A 26,408-nucleotide genomic window follows, 5' to 3' on the forward strand; every position below is an offset into this window, starting at 1 on the left:
CAAGGTGACCCGACCCGCCACGCGCTTCGCACCTTTTCCGGAAGAATGCACAATATGCTCAGGTTCGTTCTGCGGCGACTGCTCCAGATGGTCCTCGCCTTCTTCGGGACCACGCTGATCGTCTACGCGCTGATGTTCGCCGGCCAGGGCGACCCGATCCAGGCGCTCGCCGGGGAACGGCCCGTAACCGCGGCCCAGCGGGCGTACCTGACGCAGAAGTACCACCTGGACGCGACCGGGGTCGGCGGCTTCTTCTACCGCTACTTCGACTACCTCAAGAACCTGCTCCGGGGCGACCTGGGCCAGTCGCTCACCGGCCGGTCGATCGGCGACATCCTGGTCGCCGCCTGGCCGGTCACCGTCAAGCTGGCGCTGATCGCGATGGCCGTGACCATCCTGATCGGGGTCACCGCCGGGGTGATCGCCGGCATCCGCCGGGCCAGCGTCTTCGACAACTCGACGCTGGTGCTGACCCTGCTGGTGCTCGGCATCCCGACCATCGTGCTGGCCCCGCTCGCGCAGTACTTCCTCGGCGTGAAGTGGCAGCTTTTCCCGCCCACCGCCGGCGCCCAGCCCGACCTGTACGCGCTGCTGCTGCCCGGCATCGTGCTCGGCTCGCTGTCGCTGGCCACCGCGCTGCGGCTGACCCGGACCTCGGTGGCGGAGAACCTGCGCGCCGACTACGTGCGTACCGCCCGGTCGAAGGGGCTGGTCAAGCGCCGGATCGTCGGCGTCCACGTGCTGCGCAACTCGCTCATCCCGGTGGTCACCTTCCTCGGCGTCGAGCTGGGCAACCTGATGAGCGGCGCGATCATCACCGAGGGCGTCTTCAACATCCCCGGCGTCGGCTTCAACCTGTTCCGCGGCATCCGCACCGAGGACGGCCCGCTGGTGGTGGGCATCGTCAGCGTGCTGGTCGTGGTCTACCTGATCTCCAACCTGGTGGTGGACGTGCTCTACGCCGTACTCGACCCGAGGATCCGCTATGAGTGACTTTGAAACGGTGGCCGCCACGGAGGACCAGTCGGCGCGGCGCGGGGTCTCCGGGGAGCCCGGCACGCCGGCCGCCCGGCAGCGGCCCCGCAGCCTGGCCGGGGACGCCTGGCGCGACCTGCGCCGCAAGCCGGTCTTCTGGATCAGCCTCGTGCTGGTCGTGCTGGTCGCCGCGATGGCCGCCGTGCCGTCGCTGTTCACCACCAACGACCCGCGCGACTGCCTGCTCTCCCGCCAGCACGCCGGGCCGTCCGGCGGAGCCATCTTCGGGTACGACTTCCAGGGCTGCGACACGTACGCCCGGGCGGTCTACGGCGCCCGCGCCTCGCTGCTGGTCGGCGCGTTATCGGCGCTGCTCACCGGCGTGATCGCGCTGGGGGTCGGGATGGTCGCCGGCTTCTTCGGTGGCTGGGTCGACACCGTGCTCTCCCGGGTGATCGACATCGTGCTCGGCATCCCGCTGCTGCTCGCCGCGATCGTGCTGCTCAAGCGGGTCAGCACCGCCAGCGACAACGTCCGGCTCTTCGCGGTCATCTTCGTGCTGGCCGTGCTGGGCTGGACCACCGCCGCCCGGGTGGTCCGCTCCTCGGTGATCACGGCGAAGGAGCAGGACTACGTGGCCGCGGCCCGGATGCTCGGCGCCGGCAACGGCCGGATCATGTGGCGGCACATCCTGCCCAACGCGCTGGCCCCGGCCATCGTGGTGCTCACCATCGCGCTCGGCTCGTTCATCGCCGCCGAGGCGACGCTGAGCTTCCTCGGCATCGGCCTCAAGGCCCCGACGATCTCCTGGGGGATCGAGATCGACGCCGGCCGGGTGCACATGCGCGAGAGCGCGACCCCGCTGGTGGTGCCGTCGGTGTTCCTGGCGCTGACCGTGCTCGCCTTCATCATGCTGGGCGACGCGATCCGCGACGCCTTCGACCCGAAGCTGCGGTGACGATCTCATGACCCACGCTGCCGTCCGGCCCACGCCGGCCTCCCCCACCCCGCCCGGTGGACACCTGCTCGAGGTACGGGACCTGCACGTCGAGTTCCGCACCGGTGAGGGCGTCGCCAAGGTGATCAACGGGGTGTCGTACCACCTGGACGCCGGGGAGACCCTGGCCGTGCTCGGCGAGTCCGGCTCCGGCAAGTCGGTGACCGCCCAGGCGATCATGGGCATCCTGGACACTCCCCCGGCGCACGTCCGCGCCGGCCAGATCCTCTACCAGGGGCAGGACCTGCTCACCCGGTCCGAGGAGCAGCGCCGGCAGGTGCGCGGCACGGAGATCGCGATCATCTTCCAGGACGCGCTCTCCGCGTTGAACCCGACCTTCCCGGTGGGCTGGCAGATCGGCGAGACGCTGCGCCAACGGGCCGGGATGTCCCGCGCCGACGCCCGGGCCCGGGTGGTCGAGCTGATGGACCTGGTCCGCATCCCGGGCGCGGCGAACCGGCTCGGCGACTACCCGCACCAGTTCTCCGGCGGCATGCGGCAACGCGTCATGATCGCGATGGCGCTGGCGATGAACCCGAAGGTGCTGATCGCCGACGAGCCGACCACCGCCCTGGACGTCACCGTGCAGGCCCAGATCATGGACCTCCTGGCCGACCTGCGGCGCGACCTCGACATGGCGATGATCCTGATCACCCACGACCTCGGGGTGGTCGCCGGCGTCGCCGACCGGATCGCCGTGATGTACGCCGGCCGGATCGTCGAGCACGCCGACGTGCGTTCGCTCTACCGGGCGCCCGCCCACCCGTACACGAAGGGGTTGCTGGAGTCGATCCCGCGCCTCGACGTGCGTGGCCAGGCGCTCTCGACGATCAAGGGGTTGCCGCCCAACCTGATGCGGATCCCCTCCGGCTGCCCGTTCCACCCCCGGTGCCCGTACGCGCAGCAGGTCTGCGTGGACGTGGTGCCGCACGACCTGGTCCTCGGCGACGGCCGGACCAGCGCGTGCCACTTCGCCCAGGAGGTCCGCGATGACAGCGCCCGCTAGCCCGGCAAAGGTCCGCGGCGAGACGATCCTCGCGGTCGACAACGTGGTCAAGCACTTCCCGATCACCCGGGGAGTGCTGCTCCAGAAGCAGGTCGGCGCGGTCAGGGCCGTCGACGGGGTGAGCTTCGAGCTGCGCCGCGGCGAGACCCTCGGCATCGTCGGCGAGTCCGGCTGCGGCAAGTCCACCCTGGCCCGGCTGCTGATGCGGCTGGAGACGCCGACCGCCGGGCGGGCCGTCCTGGAGGGGCGGGACCTGTTCGCCGCGAAGGGCGCCGAGCTGCGCCGGCTGCGCCGCAACATGCAGATGGTGATGCAGGACCCGTACACCTCGCTGAACCCGCGGATGACCGTCGGCGACATCATCGGCGAACCGTTCGAGATCCACCCCGACGCCGCCCCGAAGGGCAGCAAGCAGAAGCGGGTACGCGAGCTGCTGGACGTGGTCGGCCTGAACCCGGAGCACATCAACCGCTATCCGCACCAGTTCTCCGGCGGCCAGCGGCAGCGCATCGGCATCGCCCGGGCGCTCGCCCTGCGCCCCGAGATCATCGTCTGCGACGAGCCGGTCTCCGCCCTCGACGTCTCCATCCAGGCGCAGGTGATCAACCTGCTGGAGCAGCTCCAGGACGAGTTCGGGCTGTCGTACATCTTCATCGCCCACGACCTGTCGGTGGTCCGGCACATCTCCGACCGGGTCGCCGTGATGTACCTGGGCCGGATCGTGGAGATCGGTACCGAGAACGAGATCTACGAGCGGGCCACCCACCCGTACACCCAGGCGCTGCTCTCCGCCGTGCCCGTCCCCGACCCGGACGCCCGGGAGAACCGGAACATGATCCGGCTGACCGGCGACGTGCCCAGCCCGGCCGACCCGCCGTCCGGCTGCCACTTCCGCACCCGCTGCTGGAAGGCGCAGGAGATCTGCGCGACGCAGGACCCGGCGACGGTGCCGAGGGCCGCCGACCCGCACCCGTCGGCCTGCCACTTCGCCGAGCTGCGCCCGGTCGCCTGACCGGACGGGGTTGACGCCCGCGGGAGACTCGACACATGGGGGCGCGTCGATCGGCGATCGGACTGGCGGTGGCGACCGGGCTCCTGGTCGCCGGATGCGACGGGGCGGCGCCGGCGGCCGGACCGGGTCCCGGCCGACCGGCCGGCGCCGGACCGGAAGCCTCCGCCGGTGGCCGCAGCGCGCCGGCCCATCCCCCGGCGGCCGCGCCCACCCCGACCTGTCCGCCGGACAACCGGCTCGACACCCTCACGGCCGGCGGTGGTGGCGAACTGGTCGGCAACCCCGGGGTGTTCTGGGCGTTGCTCTTCCACACCGAGGAACGCCTGCGCCCCGGCCAGCGGCTCAAGATCGCGCTCAAGATGACCGGCTCCGGCGCGCTGACGGCGCGGGCCGTCGGGCCCGACGGCGCGACCGTCGAGCCCGAGGGGCTGGACACCCACGGCGACAGCGACTGGCGCCGCCCCGGTGACGAGTGGGGTTCCTACTGGGTTTTCCCCACGGCCGGTTGCTGGACCGTCCAGGCGGAACGCGCCGACGGTACCCGGGGCGCCTTCAGCCTGCGCGCCGGCTGAACGACCCCGACGCGAGAGGCCCCGCCCCCTGGAGGAAGAGGGGGCGGGGCCTCCGCCGTCCGGTCCGGGCCGCGGGACCGGCCCGGACCGGACGACGTCTGCTACAGCTGGGCCAGGTCGAACGCCCAGATGCCGCGTCCGTGGGTGGCGACGTAGAGCGAGTTGGTCGCCGCGTCGTACTCGACGTCCATCCCGACGGTCAGCGGCAGGCCGCTGCCGAGCCGCTGCCAGGTGGTCGCCCCCGGCGCCCGGTAGAAGGAGGCCAGGTCGGTGGCGAGCACCAGCGCGCCGTTGGGCAGCTCCTTGACCGAGCTGGCCGGCACGTCCGGCAGGTTCGCCGAGACGTCCTTCCAGGTCGCGCCCGCGTCCGTGGTCTCGAAGACGTGGCCGAAGCCGGCCCCCGGGCCCTCGGTGAACCGGCGGGAGAAGCCGTTGACCGCCACGAAGGCGTGCGAGGCGTTCGCCGGGTCGACCCCGACGCCCTGCACGAACCGGTTCGGGAACTCCGCCGGCAGGGTCAGCTGGTGCCAGCTGGCCGGGTCGTTCACCTTGCCGACCGCGACACCCCGGGTGAAGCCCGAGTTGTTGCACGGCCCGCACCAACCGACGTACGCGGTGCCGCCGGAGACGCCGACCGAGGTGGCGGTGTGTCCGGCACCCAGGTCGAACACGTTGCTCCAGCCCTTGCCGTCCGGGATCGAGTAGCCCTTGGTGTTCACCCAGACGTGCTGGCCACCGGCCACCCAGACGTTGGCGTCCCTGGTGTCCCCCGAGAACGGCGCGATGAACCGGGCCGGCTCGTCACCCGGCGACGAGGTGTACGGCTGGATGTCCCGCGAGGTGGAGGTCTCCGCCGTGCCCGGACCGGGGTTGGCGTTGCAGTTCTCCGTCACCCGCATGGCCAGGTTGGTGTACTCCTGCACCTGGCGGCAGCCGTTGGCCGGGTCGGCCAGCGAGTCGCCGCCGTCACCGCCGAAGTTGGAACCCATCACGGTGTCGCCGGGCCGCAGCACCGACACGCCGTTGTCCTGGAGACCGCCGCTGACCACGTTGCCGGCCTTCGCCGGGTCCTTGCCGACCGCCACCGCGTAGTACTGGAGGGCGTCGATGGTGCCGTCGTTCAGGCTCTGCCAGTCGGTGGCGTGGCCTTCCTTGTCGGTCTTGCCGCTGATCGGCCGGCGGTAGATGCCGCCGTCGTTGCCGACGTAGACGAACCCGTTGCCGACCGCCACCGAGTGCTGGTCGGAGTGGGTGGTCTTGTTGCACTTGTTCTGCGCGTCGTAGATGTTCCAGCAGGCGAAGCCGAAGTTCCAGTACGGCCCGACGGTCTTCCAGTTGGCGCCCGCGTCGGTCGACTCGTAGACCTCCTCCAGACCCGCCCAGACATGGTTCGGGTTGGCCGGGTCGACGGTGAGGAACTGGTTGTACCAGGCCTGGATGCCGGGGCCGTACCCCTTGCCGATCACCGTCTGCTTGAGCGCGGAACCGGAGTTGCCCAGCTTCGACGAGTCGGCGATCTTGTTCCACGGGCCGGCCGGGTTGCCGGTGTTGGATACGTAGATGCCGTCCAGGTAGCTGTTGACGTTGCCGGCCGGCTTGTTCAGCAGCTTCGGCGACTGGTTGATCGCGTACAGCTTGCCCCCGTCGGCGGAGAACGCGAACGTCACGTAGCCGATGTCGTCGGCCGGCATGGCGCCGGTCGGGTTGACCTTCGCCCAGCCGCCCGCGGTGTAGTCGGTGGTCTCGTAGAAGCCGTTGTACGTGTCGCCGGACCGCCAGGCGGAGGCCACCACGACGTGCTTCGGGTTGCGCGGGTCGTCGGCCACGTCGTTGACGATGTTCTTGTACGCGGCGTTGGCCGTGCCGGCGTTCGCGCCGCCCGGCAGGTACGACGGGTTCGGCGCCCACTCGAACTTCCACGCGCCGGAGGCGCTGCTCATCGAGTGCGAGTACAGGCCCCGGTTGGTGGCCGCCCAGACCTTGCCGTCGAAGAAGCGCAGCTTGTTGATGACCGAGCTCTCCAGCTCGGTGCCGCCGACCCGGTCGCTCGGGCTGAACGTGCCGGTCGTCGGGTTGGCCAGCCGGTAGACGCCGGCGCCCACGAAGGAGGTGGCGCCGGTGTTCGCCTCGCCGGTCGCGTACCAGAGGGAGCCGTCGGAGGCGAGCACGACGTCGCCGCTGGACAGGGTGGGCAGCTTGTCCGTGATCGGCGTCCAGCTCCCGCCGCCGATCGAGGACCGCCACACACCGCCGTCGGCGCCGGCCGCGTACACGTGACCGCTGTTGTCGGCCGCGAGGCCGGTGATCCGGCCGGTCTGCAGGCCGGCGCCCCCGGAGGAGTTGGAGGCGTAGTCGCGGTAGCGGGGGTCGTCACCGTCGTACTTGATCCTCGTGACCTCGCGCCAGTTGCCCGCGGTCGCCGGCATGCTGCCCAGCTCGCTGAACGCGTTGGCGTACGCGCCCGGCGCGACGATGCCCGGCGCGGACCGGGCCTGGGCGAACTGCTCGGCGATCACCCGGGCCTCGAAGGCCTCCTCGCCCGCCTCGGCCGAGTCCTCCCCGGCCGCCATCTCCATGAACTCCCGGGCGTGCCAGGGCATGTTGGCGCCCGGCTCGTCGGCCAGGCCGAGAGCTTCCTGCACCTCGTGGTTGGTGGCTACCACGCCACCGAGCGCGGCGGTCAGCACCAGCGCGCCCGCGATTGTCGCCGGCTTGCGCCAGCGGGACTTCGACATGTGAATCCTCCGGGATTCAGGGGGATCCCGGGCGGCTGTGGCCCGGGGAGGGGGATCCGGGACGGCGGACGGCCGGCCACGAACCTGGGGAGACGGACGGGTGTCGGGACACGACGGTCCCCGGTGGTGGTCGACGCAGGAACGGCCGGCGACGAGGCGTTCGGACCAGGTCACTGGTCGGGTGGCCGCCGCACGGCGGGGGCCGGTGCGCCGGCGGTCGTCGTGCCGCGGGGGCCGCGGCCGGCTGACCGGCGTCGTGGGGCGGGTCGACGTGGCCCGGTCAGGCGACGGGTGGGGCCCGGGAGGGCAGCGTGCCGCGCGGCGGCAGCGGGACGGCCGGCGCCCGGTAACGCGGGGCGGCCACGACGACGGTCGACGGGCCACCGGCGCGCACGGGCGGGCCGAGGAGGGGATCGTCCGGTCCGTCGCTGGTGACGACGCCGGCGCGGTGGTCACCACACGGCCCGCCGCACGCGCCCTCCCGCAGCTCCGACGGTGCGCCGGGCCGCGCGAGGCGGTCCGCGACGGCACGGGGGTCGCCGGTGGCCGGGACGGTGCGGTGCGGGGTGGTGACCGGAGCGTCGACGCGCCGCGCGTCCCCGGCGGGGAGGTGCGACGCGTCGTGGACGATCGACCGGTGCGCGGCGGTGACCACCGCGCCGGGCTGATGGGTCTCCGCACAGGCCGGGGCGCCCAGTCCCGCCAGGACGAACGCCAACGCGACGGCGACGGCGCTCAGCCGTTCGAACACGCGCATGGGCGGACCTGCCGGGGGATTCGGGGAGCCGCTCAGGCCGGCGGCCGCACGGGCCGGGGGCGGGAGGCGGCGGCGGGGAGAACGGGGAGGGTCGATCGCTTGCTGCCGCGACCACGCTAGCAACAACATTTGACCGACGGCAACGGCCGGGTCGTCGTACTTTCGGCTGCTCAGCGCCGCCCGGTCCGCAGTGGAGCAGACGGCGCGGGACGCGACGACCGCGTCCCGCGCCGCGGCCTCAGTGGAAGAAGTGCCGGGTGCCGGTGAAGTACATCGTCACGCCGGCCTCCTTGCAGGCGGCGATGGTCTCCTCGTCGCGGATCGAACCACCGGGCTGCACGATCGCCGTGACGCCCGCGTCGAGCAGGATCTTCGGCCCGTCGGCGAACGGGAAGAACGCGTCCGAGGCCGCCACCGCGCCCCGGGCCCGCTCGGCGCCGGCCCGGTCGACCGCCAGCCGCGCCGAGTCCACCCGGTTCACCTGGCCCATGCCCACCCCGACCGAGGCGCCGTCGCGGGCGAGCAGGATGGCGTTGCTCTTCACCGCGCGTACCGCCCGCCAGGCGAAGACCAGGTCGGCCAGGGTCGCCTCGTCCGCCGCCTCGCCGGCCGCCAGCCGCCAGTTCGCCGGGTCGTCGCCCTCGGCGTCGATCAGGTCCCGGGTCTGCACCAGCAGGCCGCCGGTGACCTCCCGCGACTCCACCCGCGGCGGGGCGTACGCGGGGGCGCGCAGCAGCCGGACGTTCTTCTTGGCCCGGAGCACCTCCAGGGCGCCCTCGTCGTACCCGGGGGCCACCACGACCTCGGTAAAGATCTCCGCGACCTGCCGGGCCAGCTCCACCGAGACCGGCCGGTTGACCGCGATCACGCCGCCGAACGCGGAGACCGGGTCGCAGGCGTGCGCCTTGCGGTGCGCCTCGGCCACGTCCGCGCCGACCGCGATGCCGCACGGGTTGGCGTGCTTGATGATCGCCACCGCCGGCTGGCCGGTGAAGTCGTTCGCCGACCGCCACGCGGCGTCCGCGTCGACGTAGTTGTTGTAGGACATCTCCTTGCCGTGCAGCTGCTCGGCCTGGGCCAGCCCGGCCGGGGCGGCCGGGTCGACGTAGACCGCCGCGCCCTGGTGCGGGTTCTCGCCGTAGCGCAGCACCGCCTGCCGGCGCAGCGCCGACCCGGTGAACCGCGGCCAGGTGTCGGCCTCCGGCGCCAGCTCCCGCGCGAACCAGTCGGCGACCGCCACGTCGTACTCGGCGATGTCGGCGAAGGCGCGGGCCGCGAGCGCCCGGCGCTGCGCCAGCGTGAAACCGCCCGCGCCGAGGGCGGCGACCAGCCCCGGGTACGCGGCCGGGTCGGTCACCACGGCCACCGACGCGTGGTTCTTCGCGGCGGCCCGGACCATCGCCGGCCCACCGATGTCGATCTGCTCGACGCACTCGTCCTGGGTCGCGCCGGAGGCGACGGTGGCCTGGAACGGGTAGAGGTTGGAGACCAGCAGGTCGATCCCGCCGATGCCGTGCTCGTCGAGCTGGGCGGCGTGCGAGTCCTTGCGCAGGTCGGCCAGGAGGCCGCCGTGGATCTTCGGGTGCAGGGTCTTCACCCGGCCGTCGAGGATCTCCGGGAAGCCGGTCACCTGCTCCACGGCGGTCACCGGGACGCCGGCCCCGGCGATCGTCGAGGCGGTGCTGCCGGTCGAGACGATCTCCACCCCGGCGGCGTGCAGCGCCCCGGCCAGCTCGACCAGGCCGCTCTTGTCGTAGACGCTGACCAGCGCCCGCCGGATCGGGCGGCGCTCGTCCCCAGTGGCACTCACGGAATGGTGACCTTTCTCCCGGTGATCGTCCAACCTTCACGGACCAGGCGGCCGACCTGCTCGACGAGCTGGCGCCGCTCGGCTTCCTTGATGCGCTCGGTGAGCGCCTCCTCGTCGTCGCCGTCGAGGACCGGCACGGCGACCTGCGCGACGATCGGACCGGTGTCCATCCCCGCGTCGACGAAGAAGAGGGTGGCCCCGGTGACCTTGACGCCGTAGGCCAGCGCGTCGCGGGGGCCGTGGATGCCGGGGAACGCCGGCAGCAGGGTGTTGTGCGTGTTCAGGTAGCGGTCGCCGAACGCGCCCAGGAAGTGCGGGCCGACCAGCTTGAGGAACCCGGCGCTGATCACCAGGTCGGGCCGGTGCTCCGCGACGTGCGCGGTCAGCGCCTTGTCCCAGTCCTCCCGGGTCGGGTGGTCCTTCAGCCGGTCCACGAAGGTCGGCACCCCGGCCGCCGCCGCCCGGTCCAGGCCGGCGATGCCGTCCCGGTCCGCGCCGACCGCCACCACCCGGGCGCCGTACCCGGGGTCGGCGGCGGCGTCCAGCAGCGCCTGGAGGTTGCTGCCGGAACCGGAGACGAGGACGACGAGGCGGGCGGCGGACGCGGGCTCGGTCACGCGGCAACCCTATCGGGCTGCCCCGGACGCCCGGCGGACGGGCGGTACGGCACGGCACGCGGCGTCCGCCGGGTGGGCGACGCGGCGTTCGTCTCGATCATCGGTCGCGCGGACGCGATACGCTGCCGATCGCTCGGTGTCCGGCGTACGCCCGGCCCGGGGACCGCCGTCGCCAACGAGGAGTACGCCGAATGCAGCCCGGACAGCCCGGACAGGACCCGTACGGCCAGCAGCCCAACCAGGACCCGACCGCTCCCCACTACCCCGCCGACCCGTACGCGCCGCCGCCGCAGGCGCCCTACGGGCAGCAGCCCCCCGCCGGGCAGGACCCGTACGCCCCGCCGCCGCAGGCCCCGTACGGCCAGCCCTACGGCCAGCAGCCCACCTCGGGCCAGCCGTACGGCCAGCCGACCTCGGGCCAGCCCTATGGTCAGCCGACGTCGGGGCAGCCGTACGGCCAGCCCACCTCCGGGCAGCCCTACGGCCAGCAGCAGCCGTACCAGGACCCGTACGGCCAGCAGCAGCCGCCGTTCGGCGCGCCGTCGTACCCGGGGGCCGGCTACCCGCAGCCGCAGGCGCAGAACAACACCCTCGGTCTGGTGTCGATGATCCTCGGCATCGCCGCGATCCCGATGCTCTGCTGCCTCTACCTGGGCATCCCGATCGGCATCGCCGCGGTGATCACCGGTTACCTGGGCCAGCAGAAGGTCGCCCAGGGCGTGGCCAACAACGGTGGCCAGGCCAAGGCGGGCATCATCTGCGGCGCCATCGCGGCGGTCCTCGGCATCGTGCTGATCATCCTGGCGGTGGCCGGCGGCCTGAAGATGCCGACCAACCCCTGATCCACCGGCGTCACGAAGGGGCGTCCCGGCTCGCGCCGGGGCGCCCCTCGCCGTCTCCCGGTCAGCGGGAGGTGGCGCGGGGAGCCAGCACCTTCGCCGCCGCGCTCCCCAGCACGGCGCCCACGGCGACGACGCCGGTCGCCACCGCCGCCACCTGCCACGGCACCGGCCCCACCTCGGCCAGCCGGCCACCACCGACCGGCCCGCGGGAGGCCGCCGCCGCGGCGCCGAGGAGCAGCCCGGCCACCGGGCCGGCGAGCGCCGCCGACCCGACCAGCGCCGCCCAGCCCAGCTCGGCCCGGCGCTCCGCGGCGTCCCGGAGCAGCCGGCGACCGAGCAGCCAACCGGCGGCCATGGCGACCAGCACCGGGACGGCCAGCAGCGCGCCGCCCACCCCGTCGACCGGGCCGCGCGGCAGCCCGGCCAGCAGCGGTACGGCCGGCAGCGCGCCGACGGAGACCTCGCTGGTGCGTACGGCCGTGTCGACGCCGACGGCGAAGCCCGGCCCGAGCAGGTAGCTGGCCGACCAGACCGCGGCGTTCGGCGCGTAGGCGAGGCTGACCAGGGTGATCCCCGCCTGACCGGCCGCCCCGGTCCGGTACGCGCCGATCATGTCGGCGGCGTCCCCGCCGCCGGTGGCCACGGCCAGCCCGGCCGCGCCGGCGCCCGCCCCGAGCAGCAGCAGCACGGCGACCACGCCGGCCCGGGCACCGTGGGCCAGCCACCCCGGCGTCGCCCGGGTGAGCAGGGCGCCGACGCCGGTGGTGCCCAGCGCGCCGAGCAGCGCGCCCGGCACGCCGACGGCCAGGCAGGTGAGCGCGGCCCGGAGCGGGGAGACGTGCGGGCCGGAGATCCCGACCAGCACCGCGGCGAGCGCTCCGACCAGGGCGTACGCGATGCCGACCGCGCCGGCCACGGTGAGTGCCGCCCGGGGTGAACGGCCGCCGCGGGCGCCGACGGCCCGGCTGGCGTGCACACCCGCGCGGGTGAGCCGCCAGATGCTCAGCCCGGTGAGCGCCAGCGGGCTCAGCCCGAGCGGGCCCGCGGCGGTCTCCAGCGGAACGCCGTGACCGAGCAGCCAGCCCGCTCCCCCGGCGCCGAGGGCGCCCCACAGGGATCCGGTCCCGTCACCGAGCCGCACCAGGGCCAGCACCACGACCACCGGCAGCCAGCCGGTGAGGGCGGCCCAGAGCGCCGCGACACCGGCGGCGACGGGCAGCGGCGCCCGGCTGCGGGGCGGCTCGCCGGCCCGTGGCGCGGGCACCCTCGGGCCCGCGCCGGGACGACCGGGCGGCCGGGTGCCGGCGCTGGGGCGGCGCGGCTGGTCAGGGGTGACGGAGGACATCGCGTCTACTCTGGCATGCCCGGCGGGTCGGGGCCGCCCGGTACCGCCCCCGACCGGCGGCGAGTTCCGTGATCCACGGATCCGGCCCCCCGATCCGGTCTAGCCTCGGGCCAGGGACGCGACCTTCCCGTCGCGGCACCGACCGCTCGGAGGAAGCTGTGAACGCTCCGTATCCGCCGCCACCGCCGCCGCCGGCCGCGGGCCGGGACCGCACCACCCTGTGGGGTGTCCTCGGCATCGTGCTCGGCCTGATCTGCTGCGGCATCCTGGGCATCGTCTTCGGCTACCTGTCGATCCGGGACGCCAGACGCTTCGGGAAGTCGCCGCTGCTCGGCTGGCTGGCCATCGCGGCCGGTGTACTCAACATCATCATCAGCCTGATCGTGCGGGCGCGGGGCAGCTACTACTACCCGTACTGGTACCGCTGAGAAGCCCGAGGGGGCCGACCGTGACCGGTCGACCCCCTCGTCGTCAGTGGGCCGCTGTGCGGCCCCAGGTGATCCCCCGGCCGCCGGAACGGCCGATGGGGATCCAGCCGGCCGCTCAACGGCCGGACATGATCTCCCGCATCAGCTTGGCGGTCTCGGTCGGCGTCTTGCCGACCTTGACGCCGACCGCCTCCAGCGCCTCCTTCTTGGCGTCCGCGGTGCCCGCCGAGCCGGAGATGATGGCGCCGGCGTGACCCATGGTCTTGCCGGGCGGGGCGGTGAAGCCGGCGATGTAGCCGACCACCGGCTTGGTGACGTTCGCCTTGATGAACTCGGCGGCCCGCTCCTCGGCGTCGCCGCCGATCTCGCCGATCATCACGATCGCGTCGGTCTCCGGGTCGGCCTCGAACGCGGCCAGGGCGTCGATGTGGGTGGTCCCGATGATCGGGTCACCGCCGATGCCGACGCAGGTGGAGAAGCCGATGTCGCGCAGCTCGTACATCATCTGGTAGGTCAGCGTGCCGCTCTTGCTGACCAGGCCGATCCGGCCGGAGCCGGTGATGTCGGCCGGGATGATGCCGGCGTTGGACGCGCCCGGCGAGGCGATGCCCGGGCAGTTCGGGCCGATGATCCGGGTCTGCTCACCCTTGGCCACGTTGTACGCCCAGAACGCGGCGGTGTCGTGCACCGGCACGCCCTCGGTGATCACCACGGCCAGGTCGATGCCGGCGTCGATCGCCTCGACCACCGCGCCCTTGGTGAACTGCGGCGGCACGAAGATGACCGTGACGTCCGCCCCGGTCTCCTTCATCGCGTCCGCGACGGAGGCGAAGACCGGCAGCTCGGTGCCGTCGAAGTCGACCGTGGTGCCGGCCTTGCGCGGGTTCACGCCGCCGACCACGTTGGTGCCCGCGGCGAGCATCCGCCGGGTGTGCTTGGACCCCTCGGAGCCGGTCATGCCCTGCACGATGACCTTGGAGTCCTTGGTCAGCCAGATAGCCATTGTCAGACCCCCGCAGCTGCCAGCTCGGCGGCCCGCTCGGCCGCGCCGTCCATGGTGTCGACCCGCTGGATGAGCGGGTTGTTCGCGTCGTCGAGGATCGCCCGGCCGGCCTCGGCGTTGTTGCCGTCGAGGCGGACGACGAGCGGCTTGGTGACCTCCTCGCCGCGCTGCTTGAGCAGGTCGAGCGCCTGCACGATGCCGTTGGCGACGGCGTCGCAGGCGGTGATCCCACCGAAGACGTTGACGAAGACGCTCTTCACCGCCGGGTCGGAGAGGACGATCTCCAGGCCGTTGGCCATGACCGCGGCGCTCGCGCCGCCGCCGATGTCGAGGAAGTTGGCCGGCTTGACGCCGCCGTGCCGCTCGCCCGCGTACGCGACCACGTCGAGGGTCGACATGACCAGACCCGCGCCGTTGCCGATGATGCCGACCTCGCCGTCGAGCTTGACGTAGTTGAGGTCCTTCTCCTTGGCGGCCTGCTCGAGCGGGTCCACCGACGCCTGGTCGACCAGGGCCTCGTGGTCCGGGTGCCGGAAGCCGGCGTTCTCGTCCAGGGTGATCTTGGCGTCGAGCAGCAGCACCTTGCCGTCGCCCGTCTTGGCCAGCGGGTTCACCTCGACCAGCGTGGCGTCCTCGGCGACGAAGGCCTTCCACAGGCCCACCGCGACCTCGACGACCTGGTCGGCGACCTCGGCCGGGAAGCCGGCGGCGGTCACGATCTCGCGGGCCTTCGCCTCGTCCACGCCCTTGACGGCGTCGATCGGGGCCTTGACCACCTTGTCGGGGGTCTCCGCGGCGACCTGCTCGATGTCCATGCCGCCGGCGACGCTGGCGATGCAGAGGAAGGTGCGGTTCGCCCGGTCGAGCAGGTACGAGAAGTAGTACTCCTCGGCCACGTCCGCGGTCACGGTGATCATGACCTTGTGGACGGTGTGACCCTTGATGTCCATGCCGAGGATGTCGGTGGACCGGGCCACCGTCTCCTCCGCGCCCTCGGCCAGCTTGACGCCGCCGGCCTTACCGCGGCCACCGACCTTCACCTGCGCCTTGACGACCACTCGACCGCCGAGGCGTTCGGCGATCGCGCGGGCCTCCTCCGGGGTAGTGGCGACGCCGCCGGCGAGCACGGGCAAACCGTGCCGCTCGAACAGGTCCCGCCCCTGGTACTCGTACAGGTCCACGATTGCGCGTCCCGTCCCGTCTCCGCGGCGCGCCGTCGCGCCGCCACCAGCGTTGGAAATCAGTTTGACGCCTGTCATCAGATGAGACAGGCCATTTGCCGCAGCCTAACGAGATGGGAACCGGCGGCAACCGAGCGGGTGTGGGGTGTGCGGTAATGCACAGCCGCCGGGCCATCGGGTCAGTCGATCGGAGCGCGGCCGCGGGCGTACCGGCGCAGGGCCGCCACCACCTCCGGCGTCGACCGGTCGGTGTGGCGCAGTCGGGCGGTGAACCCGGGGTGCGGCACCCGGCCCCGCCCGGCCGGACCGGGCGCGTACGCGTCCAGCCAGGCGAGCAGCCCCAACCGGCGGAACAGGCCGCGGTCCCGCGGCTCGACGCAGAGCACCCGCTCGCCGCCGTACCACCGTTGGTGCACCAGGGCGACGTCCGACCAGGGCAGATGGACCACCTGCCCGCGGAACGCGCGGGCCCGGACCCAGAGGCCATCCGGCCCGGCGGCCAGGGTGGGGGTGTTCGGGTTGGACAGCCAGAACAGCAGCGCCAGCAGCAGACACCAGCCGACGGCCGGGACGGCGAGCGCGGCGACCGGCCCACCCACCACCACACCGGTCACGGCGAGCCCGAGGGGCGGTGCGGCCAGCAGGGCGGCGCCCCGGAGTGCCCGGCGACGCACGTCCGGCCACACCACGAAGGGCTGACCCTCCGGGATCCGTCGGGCGACCGGGACAGGCGAGGGCGGGCTGATCACGACGGCCTCCGGCTACGGAACGGGTGGCACCGGCATCCGCAGGATAGAACCGTACGTCAATGGCCGGTGACCCCTTGTCACCGAGCCGGGTCCGGGCCGCCGCCGCCCCGACCGCAGAAGAGGGCCAGCCGGCCACCGCTCCGGGCGTCAGGAAGGGTGCCTTCCCTGCGCGCGGGCACCACCCGTTCGGGGGACGGCCGAAGAGTTCCGGAGGGGGCGCGTAACCCCCGCTGGGGGACGTCGTTGAGTGTGATGTCGGAGCGCTGATGCAGCGCGAGGACGGGAGCGGCCGATGCCCTGTCGGTCGAGGGGTGGCGGCGGGGCATCGTGCATAGAAGGGCCGGGCGTGTGAGGGGTGCGTCCGGCCCTTCCCCCTGTCCGGAAACCGGCGGTCGCCGCCGGCTCAGCCGCGCCGGGTTCCGGCGGGCTCAGCCGCGGCGGGGCCGACGGTCAGGCGACGGCCTGCGCGACGTTCGCCCGGACCCACTCGACGATCGACTGGGTGGTGGCGCCCGGCGTGAAGATCTTGGCGACGCCGAGCTGCTGGAGCTCGGGGATGTCGGCCTCGGGGATGATGCCCCCGCCGAAGACCACGATGTCCCGCGCGTCGCGCTCACCGAGCAGTTCGAGCACCCGGCGGAAGAGCGTCATGTGCGCCCCGGAGAGGACGGACAGGCCGACCGCGTCGGCGTCCTCCTGGATCGCGGTCTCCACGATCTGCTCCGGGGTCTGGTGCAGGCCGGTGTAGATGACCTCCATGCCGGCGTCACGCAGGGCGCGCGCGACCACCTTGGCGCCCCGGTCGTGGCCGTCCAGGCCCGGCTTCGCGACGACGACCCGGATACGAGAGCTCATCAGCGCACTACCTTTCACGGGCTCCGCGACTCTTCACCTGAACGAACGGTAACCCGCCGCGTCCGGGCCGGGAAATCGGGGCTGCGTCACTACCGTGACTTCGTTCCGCCGCGAAGCCGGACACCTCCGCCGTTCGGTCACTCTGCGCGACGAACGGGCAGTATCGGGGACGGCCATCTGGAGGGCCAAGCTATGACAATGTCGTACGGAAATGGACAGAAAGAAACGCCGGTTCGGCGCTTCCGCTTGTGACCAGGGCAGGGGTTGGCTAACGTGTCCACGGTTGTCATCAGGTCCACGGACGGGTGACGACGCGGCCCCGGACGTTCGGCAGAACTTCACCGAACGGTCGGACGTCGCATCGGATCCCCGACAACGGAGGGTGTGCGTGCGCCAGCGCCTGTCGTCTGAGCCCGATAGATATCGCGGTCGCCGCCGCGTACCCACCCCACCGCGGAGCCGCTACGCCGCCGTCGTCACCACCGCCTTCGTCGGCGCCGGTGTCGTCGCGCTGGGCGCCGGCGCCCTGCCCGACGCCAAGAGCGTCAGCCCGTCGGTCCTCGACGAGCTCAAGCAGGCCTCGATCACCAGCCAGGATGTCGCCGACCGCGCCGACTCCGCCGACCGGGCCGACCGTTCCTCGCGGGACAGCGAGGCCAGCCGGGACGAGGTCTGGCTCCTCCCGCTCCAGGGCTACGACTTCAACTCGCCCTACGGCATGCGCTGGGGCAAGCTGCACACCGGCATCGACCTGGTCGCCCCGGAGGGCACCCCGTTCGTCGCCATCCACGAGGGCAAGGTCACCAAGGCCGGCTGGTTCGGCGGCTACGGCTACGCGGTGATCGTCCAGCACGCCGACGGCAGCGAGGCGATCTACGGTCACGCCTCGCAGGTCAGCGTGCGCGAGGGCCAGCAGGTCAAGGCGGGCGACCAGCTCGGGCTGGTGGGCAACACCGGCCACTCCTACGGCTCGCACCTGCACCTGGAGGTCCACGTCAAGGGCCAGCCACTGGACCCGGTGCCGTGGCTCGCCGAGCGCGGAGTGGACATCAAGCTCCAGGTGGAGGCAATCTACAGCGAGGTAGCCGCGTCCTGACGCTGCGTACCGCCCGTTGACCGCCCGGATCGATCGATCCGGGCGGTTTTTCGTCGCGGTCGCCGGTCGCATGTCTGCCGGGTCACAGCCGGCGATGTGGTCGACGCCACCGACGGCCAAGATCACTTATCCGGCCGAACCGTCCAGTGAGGCAGAAAGTCGGGCAGCGGGCTGTCGCGTCCCCGGCTTCGCCCCGGGACCCCTACCCGCCGGTCACCTTTCGCACACCAGTATTTGCGGGGTCAAGTGCCCCGAGAATCTGCGAAGGTCCCCGTGCAGGAAGACAGCAACAGCCGCGACGACACACGTATCGCCCCCGCCCGCCACCGGCTACGGCGGCGCGGGCGTGGCCTGGTCGTCGGCGCGGTCGCCCTGGTCGCCGTGGGCGTCACCGGGGTGTCGGCCGCCACCCTGAGCCGCCACGACTCCCCGGAACCCGCCGTGGTCTCGCTGGACGCGCAGGCCCGCGCCGAGGCCGCCGGCCGGGCCGACCGGTCCACCCGCGAGTCGGCCGCGCCGGCCAGCCCGTCCGCCACCACCGCGCCGAGCCCGGCCGCCACCACCGCCAGCCCTTCGGCCCGCCCCACCCGTACCGCCACCACGAAACCCCGGCCGAAGCCGAAGCCCACCCCCACGGCCACCGCCACCGTCAAGCGCACGGCCAAGCCGAAGCCCAGCTGGGTCGTCCCGATGAAGGGCGCCGAGATCACCTCCTGCTACGGGCAGCGGTGGGGCACCCTGCACGCCGGCATCGACTTCGCGATGCCCGCCGGCACCCCGATCCACGCCGCTGCCGCCGGCACCGTGGTCAAGGCCGGCGACGCCGGCGACGGGTACGGCAACTCGGTCTTCATCGACCACGGCAACGGCTACCTGACCCACTACGCGCACCAGAGCAGCCTCGAGGTGAGCGTGGGCGACAAGGTCGCCGCCGGTGAGGTGATCGGCTACGAGGGGGCCACCGGCGACGCCACCGGCCCCCACCTGCACTTCGAGGTGCACCAGGGCCAGATGTGGAACCAGATCGACCCGGCGCCGTTCCTGCGCGCCCGGGGCATCGACGTGGCCTGCTGACACCACCCGCACGGCAGAGGGCCCGGCCGCCGGCATGTCGCCGACGACCGGGCCCTCGCCCCGTTCAGATCTTCTCGACCGGAGCGTGCCGGAGCACCAGCCACATCGTCTGGTCGCCGAAGTCGATCTGCGCCCGCGCGCCCGGGCCGTGCCCCTCCACCGCGAGCACCCGGCCGAGGCCGTACCGCTGGTGGTTGACCCGGTCCCCGGCGGCGACCTTCGGGGCCTGCGGCAGCTCGCTGGCGGTGGCCAGCCGGCTGCCGTCGACGCCGAGCTTGCGCGCCAGCTCCGCCGCCTTGGGGGTGCCCCCGGCGAAGCCGCCGCGCGGCGCGCGGTCCGCGCGGCCACCGACGCCGCCGCCCCCGCCGGCCCACGAGGTGTACGACCCCTCGGTGCGCTCCCAGCGCACCAGCTCCGTCGGCAGCTCCTCCAGGAACCGGGACGGAGGGTTGTAGGCCGGCTGCCCCCAGGCCGAACGGGTGACCGCCCGGGACAGGTAGAGCCGTTCCCGGGCCCGGGTGATGCCGACATAGGCCAGCCGGCGCTCCTCCTCCAGCTCGCGGGTGTCGCCCAGCGACCGCAGGTGCGGGAAGACCCCGTCCTCCAGGCCGGTCAGGAAGACCACCGGGAACTCCAGGCCCTTGGCGGTGTGCAGCGTCATCAGGGTGACCACGCCCTGGTGGTCGGGATCGTCGGAGGGGATCTGGTCGGCGTCGGCGACCAGCGCCACCTGCTCCAGGAAGCCGGCCAGGGTGGCGCGCTCCCCGTCGGCGCCCAGCGCCTCGATCCGCTCGGTGTACTCCCGGGCGACGCTGACCAGCTCCTGGAGGTTGTCCACCCGGCCGGCGTCCTGCGGGTCGAGGCTCTCCTCCAGCTCGGTGAGGTAGCCCGAGCGGGTCAGCAGCGCCTCCAGCACCTCCTCCGGGGTGCCGGTCTCGGCGAGCTCCCGGGCGCCGTCGAGCAGCGCCACGAAGTCCGCGATGCCGTTGGCCGCCCGGGTGGAGATGCCCGGCGCGTCCCTGGCCCGGCGCAGCGCGGCGCCGAAGGAGACCCGGTCCCGGCTGGAGAGCGCCTCGACGCAGGCCTCGGCCCGGTCGCCGATGCCCCGGCGCGGGGTGTTCAGGATCCGGCGCAGGCTGACCGTGTCGTCGTCGTTGACCACGGCGCGCAGGTAGGCCAGCGCGTCGCGGACCTCCTTGCGCTCGTAGAAGCGCACCCCGCCGACCACCTTGTAGGGCAGGCCGACCCGGATGAACACCTCCTCGAAGACCCGGGACTGGGCGTTGGTGCGGTAGAAGACCGCCACGTCGCCGGGGCGGGTCTCGTCGGCGTCGACCAGCCGGTCGATCTCCCGGCCCACCCAGTCCGCCTCGGCGTGCTCGGTGTCGGCGACGTAGCCCACGATCCGCTCGCCGGCCCCGGCGTCGCTCCACAGCCGCTTCGGCTTCCGGGAGGTGTTCCGGTCGATCACGGCGTTGGCGGCGTTGAGGATGGTCTGGGTGGAGCGGTAGTTCTGCTCCAGCAGGATCGTGCGGGCGTCGGTGAAGTCCCGCTCGAACTCCAGGATGTTGCGGATCGTCGCGCCGCGGAACGCGTAGATCGACTGGTCGGCGTCGCCGACCACGCAGAGCTCCGCCGGTGCCAGCCCCTCGGTGCCGGCGACCAGCTCCTTGATCAGCGTGTACTGCGCGTGGTTGGTGTCCTGGTATTCGTCCACCAGCACGTGCCGGAACCGGCGGCGGTAGGTCTCGGCGACGTGCGGGTGCGACTGGAGCAGGTGCACGGTCGTCATGATCAGATCGTCGAAGTCCAGCGCGTGCGCCTCGCGCAGCCGCCGCTGGTAGAGCGTGTACGCCTCGGCGAGCGCCCGCTCGTTGGGGCCCTTCGCCCCGGCGGCGAACGTCTCCGGGTCGGTCAGCTCGTTCTTCAGGTTGGAGACCTGCGCGGCCAGCCCCCGGGCCGGGTAGCGCTTGGGGTCCAGGTCCAGCTCGCGGGTCACCATCTGCATCAGTCGGCGGGAGTCGTCCGCGTCGTAGATCGAGAAGGTCGACTTCAACCCGGCGTGCTCGTGCTCGGCGCGCAGGATCCGCACGCAGGCGGAGTGGAACGTCGACACCCACATCAGCCGGGCGCGCGGGCCGACCAGGTTGGCCACCCGCTCCTTCATCTCACCGGCGGCCTTGTTGGTGAAGGTGATCGCGATGATCTCGCCGGGGTGCACGTCCCGGGCGGCGAGCAGGTAGGCGATCCGGTGGGTCAGCACCCGGGTCTTGCCGGAGCCGGCGCCGGCCACGATCAGCAGCGGGGAGCCGGAGTGGGTCACCGCGTCCCGCTGGGGCCCGTTGAGGCCCTCGACCAGCTGCTGCGGGTCGAGGTGGCCGCGGGCGGGCCCGGGCCGGTGCGGCGCGGGGCGGGCGGGCTCGGGCGCGGACGGGGACGCGGGGATGTCGAAGAGAGGATGCATCGCACGGCGAGTCTATGCCGCCGGCCGGACACTTCCCGTCCGCGTACGCGCCGGGGAGATGTAGCCGTCATCCCACTGGTTGGCGGAATCCTTGCGAGGCCCGCGGAGCAGCCGGCATACTCGACGACGTGTTCGGTCAGCGCTTCTACTTTTACTACGGCACCGGGAGTCCGGCAGCCGTGGGTCGCGCCTGATCAACCAGACCTACGAAAAGCCCCGGGCTCGAGGAGCCCGGGGCTTTTTCGTCCCGGTTCCCGGCACCGGGCCCGATCTCGGCGAGGAGTACGGCGATGATGGCAGATGTGATGCAGTCGGACGGCGCGCAGCGGGCGGCCGGTGACCGGCCCGACGCGGTGGACGGCGGCGCAGGCGACGACCGGCCGGCCGGCACCGGCACCGGCACCGGCACCGAGGATTCGGCGGCCGCCGCCCGGATCGTCGCCATCCGGGAGCGGATCGACGAGATCGACCGCACGATGATCGACCTCTGGCAGGAGCGGGCCGCCCTCTCCCAGCAGGTGGGGGCCACCCGGATCGCCTCCGGCGGCACCCGGCTCGTGCTCTCCCGCGAGCGGCAGATCCTGGAGCGGTTCCGCGAGGCCCTGGGCGCCGACGGCACCCAACTGGCCCTGCTGCTGCTGCGGGCCGGCCGCGGACCGCTGTGAGGCGTACCGTCCGCACCGGGAGCCGGGCGGCACGCCCGGTCCACCCGACGGGCGGCGTACCCCTGGCAGCCGGCGCGGGCGGGCGGCCGGGACCGGCGGGCGGACGTCGCCGGCCGACGGCCCGGGCCGGGATACGCCGAACCGCCCGTCGGCGTCGTGCTGACGCGGGCGGGCGGTTCGGCGAGGGTCACCCCTCGTAGCTGCCGACGATCTCCCGCTTCTCAGCGAAGTGGCAGGCGCTCGGGTGGTCCGAGCCCGGCCGGATCTCCAGCAGCGGCGCCTCCTGGGCACAGACATCCTGCGCCTTCCAGCACCGGGTGCGGAAGCGGCAGCCCGACGGCGGGCTGATCGGCGAGGGGACGTCACCGGTGAGCCGGATGATCGACTTGCTCTCCCGCAGGGTCGGGTCCGGCACCGGCACCGCCGAGAGCAGCGCCTGGGTGTACGGGTGGGTCGGCCGCTCGTAGATCTCGTCCTCGGTGCCGATCTCCACCATCTTGCCCAGGTACATCACCGCGACCCGGTCGGAGAGGTGGCGCACGACCGACAGGTCGTGGGCGATGAACACGTACGACAGGCCGAACTCCTTCTGGAGCTGCTCCAGCAGGTTCATCACCTGCGCCTGGATCGACACGTCGAGCGCGGAGACCGGCTCGTCGCAGACGATCACCTCGGGCCGCAGGGCCAGCGCCCGGGCGATGCCGATGCGCTGCCGCTGCCCGCCGGAGAACTGGTGCGGGTAGCGGTTGATGTGCTCCGGGTTCAGGCCGACCAGGTCGAGCAGTTCCTTGACCTTGTCCCGGCGGCTGCCCTTGGGGGCGACGTCGGGGTGGATCTCGAACGGCTCGCCGATCAGGTCACCGACCGTCATCCGCGGGTTCAGCGAGGTGTACGGGTCCTGCATGACCAGCTGGATCTGCCGGCGCAGTCGACGCAGCGCGCCGCCGGACAGCCGGGAGATGTCCTGGCCCTTGTAGAGCACGCTGCCGGCGGTCGGCTTCTCCAGGTTCATCAGGACCCGGGCCAGCGTCGACTTGCCGCAGCCGGACTCACCCACCACGCCGAGCGTCTCACCGGTCTTCAGCTCGAAGGAGACGCCGTCGACCGCCTTCACGTGACCGATGGTCTTCTTGAACACCACCCCGCTGGTGACGGGGTAGTGCTTGACCAGGTCACGGACCTCGATGATGTTCTCAGTCACGGTTCACGAGCTCCTCGGCGAAGTGGCACGCACTGGCCCGACCGGCGCCGACCTGCAGCAGCGGCGGCACCTTCTCCGTGCACACCGGCTGGGCCATCGGGCAGCGCGGGTTGAACGGGCAGCCCGTCGGGATGTTCATCAGGTTCGGCGGCAGGCCCTTGATCGTACGCAGCTCCTGGCCCCGCTCGTCCATCCGCGGGATCGAGTTGAGCAGGCCGAGCGTGTACGGGTGCGCCGGCTTGCGGTACAGCTCGAACACGTCGGCTTCCTCGACGATCCGGCCGGCGTACATGACCGCGATCCGGTCCGCGACGTCGGCGACCACGCCGAGGTCGTGGGTGATCAGGATCATGCCCATCTGCCGCTCCCGCTGAAGCTCACCGAGCAGGTCCATGATCTGGGCCTGCACGGTCACGTCCAGCGCGGTGGTCGGCTCGTCCGCGATCAGCACCTCGGGGTCGAGCGCCAGCGACATCGCGATCATCGCGCGCTGCCGCATACCGCCGGAGAACTGGTGCGGGTAGTTGCTGTACCGACCCTTGGCGTTCGGGATCTTCACCTGGTCGAGCATCTCGATCGCGCGCTTCTTGGCGTCCGCGCGGCTCATGCCGCGGCGGATGCGGAACTGCTCGGCGATCTGGAAACCGACGGTGAAAACCGGGTTGAGGGCGGAGAGCGAGTCCTGGAAGATCATGGCGATGCCCTCGCCACGGATCCGCCGCCGCTCCTCGGAGGACATCTTGAGCATGTCCTTGCCGTGGAAGCGGACCTGGCCGTTGGTGACGAACCCCGGCGGGGTGTCCAGGATGCCCATGATGGTCTGGGCCGTCACGCTCTTGCCGGAGCCGGACTCGCCGAGCACGGCGAGGGTCTCCCCCGCGTCGACGTGGTACGTGACCCCGTTGATGACCTTGGCGACGCCGTCCCGGGTACGGAACTCGACCCGCAGGTCTTCCACCTCGAGCAGCCGACCCGACGGGCGGCCGGATCCGTCGGCGCCCGGTGCGGACTGCTCGGACACGAGAATGTCGGACACTTCAGTCTCCCCTATCGGAGCTTCGGGTCGAGGGCCTCGCGGACCGCTTCACCGAGCATCACGAAGCTCAGCACGGCGAGAACGAGGAACAGCGAGGGGAAGAACAGCAGGGACGGCGAGACCCGGATGAAGCTCTGCGACTCGCTGATCATGATGCCCCAGGAGACCACCGGGCTCTTCAGGCCGACGCCCAGGAAGGAGAGCGTCGCCTCGGCGCCGATGAAGGAGCCGACCATGATCGTGCCGTAGACCAGCAGTGGCGCCAGGCAGTTCGGCAGCAGGTGCTTGAGGATGATCCGGCCGGTGCCGGCGCCGAGCGCCCGGGCGGCGACGATGTAGTCCGCCTCCTTGGTGGCGAGCACCGAGGAACGCATCAGCCGCATCACGACCGGCCAGCTCAGCACGATCAGGGAGGCGGTGACCAGCCCCATGATCTTCCACTGGCTGTTGCTGGTGCCGGAGCCGTTGAAGGTGGTCAGGATGACGATCGCGCCGAGCACGAACGGCAGGCCGAAGAAGACGTCGGCGACCCGGCTCAGCACCGCGTCGACCCAGCCGCCGCGGTAACCGGCGATGATGCCCATCGTCCCGCCGACCAGCAGGGTGCCGAGCACGGAGAGCACCGAGACCACGATCGACGCGCGGGCGCCGTAGATCACCCGGGCGTACACGTCGCGACCCTGGAAGTCGTAGCCGAACCAGGCGTCCCCGGAGGGCTTGACCAGGCTCCGGTCCAGCGAGCCGTTGACCGCGTCACCCGAGGTGAACAGCTGCGGGAAGGCGGCCATCAGCAGGAAGACCAGGATGAAGAAGGCCGAGATCCAGAACAGCGGCTTGCGGCGCAGGTCGAGCCAGGCGTCGCCGAGGAGGCCGCGCACCTTCTGCTGGCGGGTGTTCTCCACAAGCTCGGGCTCGCCCGGCGGGACGGCACCGGCCGGCTGCTCGGCTCGGGGCGGGCTGGCGATCGAAGCGGCGTTCGGGTCACTCATAACGGATCCTCGGGTCCAGGGCGGCGTAGAGCAGGTCCACCAGCAGGTTCATCAGCAGGTAGACGAGCACCAGGACCACCACGATGGAGACAACGGTAGCGCTCTCCTTGGTGACGATCGCGCGGTAGACCTGCCGGCCGATGCCGTTGATGCCGAAGATGCCCTCGGTCACGATCGCGCCGCCCATCAGGGCGCCGAGGTCGGTGCCGAGCAGGGTCACCACGGGGATCAGCGAGTTGCGTAGCAGGTGCACACCGACGACCCGCCGCATGGGCAGGCCCTTGGCGATCGCGGTGCGGACGTAGTCGGCGCGCCGGTTCTCGGCGATGCTCGTACGGGCCACCCGGGCGATGTACGCCATCGAGGCGCTACCGAGCACGAAGCCGGGCACCAGCAGTTCGGTGATCCGCATCTCACTGGAGACGGTGGGGGTCACGATGCCCCACTTCACGCCGAGCAGCCACTGGAGCACGAAGGCGATGACGAAGATCGGCAGCGCCAGGAGGAAGAGCGTGGACACCAGGACCAGGTTGTCCAGGAAGCCGTTGCGGCGCAGGCCGGTCAGCACGCCGGCGCCGAGGCCGATGACGGCCTCGATCAGCAGGGCGACCACGGCCAGCTTCAGCGTGTTGGGGTACGACGTCATGATGATGTCGTTGATCGACCGGCCGCCGAACGTCTGCCCGAAGTCCCCCTGGAACAGGTTCTTCATGTAGGTGGCGTACTGCACGAAGATCGACTGGTCGAGCTGGTACTTGTCGGTCATGAAGTCGACGTACTGCTGCGGGCAGCGTCGTTCGCCGCACTTGCCGGCGAACGGGTCACCCGGCACCGACCAGACGAGCCAGTAGATCAAGAACGTCGTGCCGATGAAGACCGGCACGAGTTGCAGTAGCCGTCTCAACAGATAACGGCCCATGGGGTGGTCCTCCTGACAGGGGGCGCGTCGGGCGGCCGACACGGGGGTGGCGACAAACGCGAGGGGAGCCATCTCGCGGA

Annotated in this window: 24 protein-coding genes; 10 read left to right on the forward strand and 14 right to left on the reverse strand. The window is 72.2% G+C overall.

Annotation, left to right across the window (positions count from 1 at the left end):
* Positions 1-54: 54 nt before the first annotated feature.
* From GA0074704_RS27295 to GA0074704_RS27315, 5 genes are read left to right on the forward strand one after another with little or no spacing between them, the layout of a single operon-like run.
* Positions 55-993 carry an ABC transporter permease gene (locus tag GA0074704_RS27295; protein WP_088973124.1) on the forward strand — a complete coding sequence of 313 codons (939 nt, stop codon included), beginning with the start codon at positions 55-57 and terminating at the stop codon, positions 991-993.
* Positions 986-1,933, forward strand: coding sequence for an ABC transporter permease (locus GA0074704_RS27300; protein WP_088973125.1), 948 nt, complete (start codon positions 986-988; stop codon positions 1,931-1,933). The genes GA0074704_RS27295 and GA0074704_RS27300 overlap by 8 nt, the downstream gene beginning before the upstream one ends.
* 7 nt (positions 1,934-1,940) lie before the next feature.
* Positions 1,941-2,978 carry an ABC transporter ATP-binding protein gene (locus tag GA0074704_RS27305; protein WP_088973126.1) on the forward strand — a complete coding sequence of 346 codons (1,038 nt, stop codon included), beginning with the start codon at positions 1,941-1,943 and terminating at the stop codon, positions 2,976-2,978.
* Positions 2,962-3,990 carry an ABC transporter ATP-binding protein gene (locus GA0074704_RS27310; RefSeq protein WP_088973127.1) on the forward strand — a complete coding sequence of 343 codons (1,029 nt, stop codon included), beginning with the start codon at positions 2,962-2,964 and terminating at the stop codon, positions 3,988-3,990. Before GA0074704_RS27305 ends, GA0074704_RS27310 begins: the two co-directional genes overlap by 17 nt.
* A 35-nt stretch (positions 3,991-4,025) precedes the next feature.
* Positions 4,026-4,562 (forward strand): hypothetical protein, encoded by a 537-nt coding sequence (locus GA0074704_RS27315; protein ID WP_157743801.1) that lies wholly within the window; start codon positions 4,026-4,028, stop codon positions 4,560-4,562.
* Positions 4,563-4,663: 101 nt separating this feature from the next.
* On the opposite strand, the gene GA0074704_RS27320 is transcribed toward GA0074704_RS27315, so the two are convergent.
* The 4 genes from GA0074704_RS27320 to purN form a co-directional block, all read right to left on the reverse strand.
* A complete protein-coding gene (locus GA0074704_RS27320) occupies positions 4,664-7,297 on the reverse strand; it encodes a beta propeller repeat protein (RefSeq protein WP_088973129.1) in 2,634 nt (877 codons plus the stop codon).
* Positions 7,298-7,577: 280 nt separating this feature from the next.
* Complete coding sequence (locus GA0074704_RS28955; protein ID WP_157743802.1) at positions 7,578-8,054, reverse strand: hypothetical protein; 477 nt, start codon at positions 8,052-8,054, stop codon at positions 7,578-7,580.
* Positions 8,055-8,292: 238 nt separating this feature from the next.
* The gene (gene purH / locus GA0074704_RS27330; protein WP_088973131.1) at positions 8,293-9,864 is read right to left on the reverse strand and encodes a bifunctional phosphoribosylaminoimidazolecarboxamide formyltransferase/IMP cyclohydrolase; all 1,572 of its coding nucleotides are present in this window, start codon (positions 9,862-9,864) and stop codon (positions 8,293-8,295) included.
* Positions 9,861-10,481, reverse strand: a complete 621-nt coding sequence (purN, locus tag GA0074704_RS27335; RefSeq protein WP_088973132.1) for a phosphoribosylglycinamide formyltransferase — start codon at positions 10,479-10,481, stop codon at positions 9,861-9,863. The genes purH and purN overlap by 4 nt, the downstream gene beginning before the upstream one ends.
* Before the next feature lie 191 nt (positions 10,482-10,672).
* Between purN and GA0074704_RS27340 the strand changes: the two genes are divergently transcribed.
* Positions 10,673-11,323 (forward strand): DUF4190 domain-containing protein, encoded by a 651-nt coding sequence (locus tag GA0074704_RS27340; RefSeq protein ID WP_088973133.1) that lies wholly within the window; start codon positions 10,673-10,675, stop codon positions 11,321-11,323.
* A 61-nt stretch (positions 11,324-11,384) separates the two neighbouring features.
* On the opposite strand, the gene GA0074704_RS27345 is transcribed toward GA0074704_RS27340, so the two are convergent.
* Positions 11,385-12,668: a cell division protein PerM gene (locus tag GA0074704_RS27345; RefSeq protein WP_088973134.1), complete on the reverse strand. Its 1,284-nt coding sequence runs from the start codon at positions 12,666-12,668 to the stop codon at positions 11,385-11,387.
* Between the two features lie 158 nt (positions 12,669-12,826).
* Here GA0074704_RS27345 and GA0074704_RS27350 point away from each other — a divergent pair, with 158 nt between their 5' ends.
* Positions 12,827-13,096 (forward strand): hypothetical protein, encoded by a 270-nt coding sequence (locus GA0074704_RS27350; RefSeq protein ID WP_088973135.1) that lies wholly within the window; start codon positions 12,827-12,829, stop codon positions 13,094-13,096.
* 115 nt (positions 13,097-13,211) lie between these two features.
* On the opposite strand, the gene sucD is transcribed toward GA0074704_RS27350, so the two are convergent.
* The 4 genes from sucD to GA0074704_RS27370 all read right to left on the reverse strand — a co-directional run bounded on the left by sucD (position 13,212) and on the right by GA0074704_RS27370 (position 16,884).
* Positions 13,212-14,099, reverse strand: coding sequence for a succinate--CoA ligase subunit alpha (sucD, locus tag GA0074704_RS27355; protein ID WP_088973136.1), 888 nt, complete (start codon positions 14,097-14,099; stop codon positions 13,212-13,214).
* Positions 14,100-14,101: 2 nt separating this feature from the next.
* Positions 14,102-15,280: an ADP-forming succinate--CoA ligase subunit beta gene (sucC, locus tag GA0074704_RS27360; RefSeq protein ID WP_088973137.1), complete on the reverse strand. Its 1,179-nt coding sequence runs from the start codon at positions 15,278-15,280 to the stop codon at positions 14,102-14,104.
* 179 nt (positions 15,281-15,459) lie between these two features.
* A complete protein-coding gene (locus GA0074704_RS27365) occupies positions 15,460-16,029 on the reverse strand; it encodes a hypothetical protein (RefSeq protein ID WP_157743803.1) in 570 nt (189 codons plus the stop codon).
* 450 nt (positions 16,030-16,479) lie between these two features.
* On the reverse strand, positions 16,480-16,884 hold the full coding sequence (locus tag GA0074704_RS27370) for a cobalamin B12-binding domain-containing protein (RefSeq protein WP_088973139.1): 405 nt from the start codon (positions 16,882-16,884) through the stop codon (positions 16,480-16,482).
* Positions 16,885-17,272: 388 nt separating this feature from the next.
* On the opposite strand from GA0074704_RS27370, the gene GA0074704_RS27375 reads away from it, so the two are divergent.
* Together GA0074704_RS27375 and GA0074704_RS27380 are read left to right on the forward strand one after the other, a co-directional pair.
* A complete protein-coding gene (locus GA0074704_RS27375; protein ID WP_088973140.1) occupies positions 17,273-17,980 on the forward strand; it encodes a M23 family metallopeptidase in 708 nt (235 codons plus the stop codon).
* Positions 17,981-18,253: 273 nt separating this feature from the next.
* Entirely contained in the window at positions 18,254-19,054 is an 801-nt protein-coding gene (locus GA0074704_RS27380) for a M23 family metallopeptidase (RefSeq protein WP_088973141.1), read from the forward strand.
* Between the two features lie 64 nt (positions 19,055-19,118).
* On the opposite strand, the gene pcrA is transcribed toward GA0074704_RS27380, so the two are convergent.
* Positions 19,119-21,518 carry a DNA helicase PcrA gene (gene pcrA, locus GA0074704_RS27385; protein ID WP_088973142.1) on the reverse strand — a complete coding sequence of 800 codons (2,400 nt, stop codon included), beginning with the start codon at positions 21,516-21,518 and terminating at the stop codon, positions 19,119-19,121.
* A gap of 290 nt (positions 21,519-21,808) precedes the next feature.
* Between pcrA and GA0074704_RS27390 the strand changes: the two genes are divergently transcribed.
* On the forward strand, positions 21,809-22,183 hold the full coding sequence (locus tag GA0074704_RS27390; protein ID WP_088973143.1) for a chorismate mutase: 375 nt from the start codon (positions 21,809-21,811) through the stop codon (positions 22,181-22,183).
* A 187-nt stretch (positions 22,184-22,370) separates the two neighbouring features.
* On the opposite strand, the gene GA0074704_RS27395 is transcribed toward GA0074704_RS27390, so the two are convergent.
* From GA0074704_RS27395 to GA0074704_RS27410, 4 genes are read right to left on the reverse strand one after another with little or no spacing between them, the layout of a single operon-like run.
* Entirely contained in the window at positions 22,371-23,384 is a 1,014-nt protein-coding gene (locus tag GA0074704_RS27395) for an ABC transporter ATP-binding protein (RefSeq protein WP_088973144.1), read from the reverse strand.
* Positions 23,377-24,405 (reverse strand): ABC transporter ATP-binding protein, encoded by a 1,029-nt coding sequence (locus GA0074704_RS27400; RefSeq protein ID WP_088973145.1) that lies wholly within the window; start codon positions 24,403-24,405, stop codon positions 23,377-23,379. The genes GA0074704_RS27395 and GA0074704_RS27400 overlap by 8 nt, the downstream gene beginning before the upstream one ends.
* A 26-nt stretch (positions 24,406-24,431) precedes the next feature.
* The gene (locus GA0074704_RS27405; RefSeq protein ID WP_088973146.1) at positions 24,432-25,409 is read right to left on the reverse strand and encodes an ABC transporter permease; all 978 of its coding nucleotides are present in this window, start codon (positions 25,407-25,409) and stop codon (positions 24,432-24,434) included.
* A complete protein-coding gene (locus tag GA0074704_RS27410) occupies positions 25,402-26,328 on the reverse strand; it encodes an ABC transporter permease (protein WP_088973147.1) in 927 nt (308 codons plus the stop codon). Before GA0074704_RS27410 ends, GA0074704_RS27405 begins: the two co-directional genes overlap by 8 nt.
* Positions 26,329-26,408: the final 80 nt, after the last annotated feature.

It is taken from the genome of Micromonospora siamensis (assembly GCF_900090305.1).
In the GTDB taxonomy this organism is placed as follows: domain Bacteria; phylum Actinomycetota; class Actinomycetes; order Mycobacteriales; family Micromonosporaceae; genus Micromonospora; species Micromonospora siamensis.

Bases quoted from the DNA above. Each gene is read 5' to 3' on its own strand.
- GA0074704_RS27295 (WP_088973124.1), top strand. From the start codon at position 55: ATGCTCAGGTTCGTTCTGCGGCGACTGCTCCAGATGGTCCTCGCCTTC.
- GA0074704_RS27300 (WP_088973125.1), top strand. From the start codon at position 986: ATGAGTGACTTTGAAACGGTGGCCGCCACGGAGGACCAGTCGGCGCGG.
- GA0074704_RS27305 (WP_088973126.1), top strand. From the start codon at position 1,941: ATGACCCACGCTGCCGTCCGGCCCACGCCGGCCTCCCCCACCCCGCCC.
- GA0074704_RS27310 (WP_088973127.1), top strand. From the start codon at position 2,962: ATGACAGCGCCCGCTAGCCCGGCAAAGGTCCGCGGCGAGACGATCCTC.
- GA0074704_RS27315 (WP_157743801.1), top strand. From the start codon at position 4,026: ATGGGGGCGCGTCGATCGGCGATCGGACTGGCGGTGGCGACCGGGCTC.
- GA0074704_RS27320 (WP_088973129.1), bottom strand. From the start codon at position 7,297: ATGTCGAAGTCCCGCTGGCGCAAGCCGGCGACAATCGCGGGCGCGCTG.
- GA0074704_RS28955 (WP_157743802.1), bottom strand. From the start codon at position 8,054: ATGCGCGTGTTCGAACGGCTGAGCGCCGTCGCCGTCGCGTTGGCGTTC.
- GA0074704_RS27340 (WP_088973133.1), top strand. From the start codon at position 10,673: ATGCAGCCCGGACAGCCCGGACAGGACCCGTACGGCCAGCAGCCCAAC.
- GA0074704_RS27345 (WP_088973134.1), bottom strand. From the start codon at position 12,668: ATGTCCTCCGTCACCCCTGACCAGCCGCGCCGCCCCAGCGCCGGCACC.
- sucD (WP_088973136.1), bottom strand. From the start codon at position 14,099: ATGGCTATCTGGCTGACCAAGGACTCCAAGGTCATCGTGCAGGGCATG.
- GA0074704_RS27370 (WP_088973139.1), bottom strand. From the start codon at position 16,884: ATGAGCTCTCGTATCCGGGTCGTCGTCGCGAAGCCGGGCCTGGACGGC.
- pcrA (WP_088973142.1), bottom strand. From the start codon at position 21,518: ATGCATCCTCTCTTCGACATCCCCGCGTCCCCGTCCGCGCCCGAGCCC.
- GA0074704_RS27390 (WP_088973143.1), top strand. From the start codon at position 21,809: ATGATGGCAGATGTGATGCAGTCGGACGGCGCGCAGCGGGCGGCCGGT.
- GA0074704_RS27405 (WP_088973146.1), bottom strand. From the start codon at position 25,409: ATGAGTGACCCGAACGCCGCTTCGATCGCCAGCCCGCCCCGAGCCGAG.
- GA0074704_RS27410 (WP_088973147.1), bottom strand. From the start codon at position 26,328: ATGGGCCGTTATCTGTTGAGACGGCTACTGCAACTCGTGCCGGTCTTC.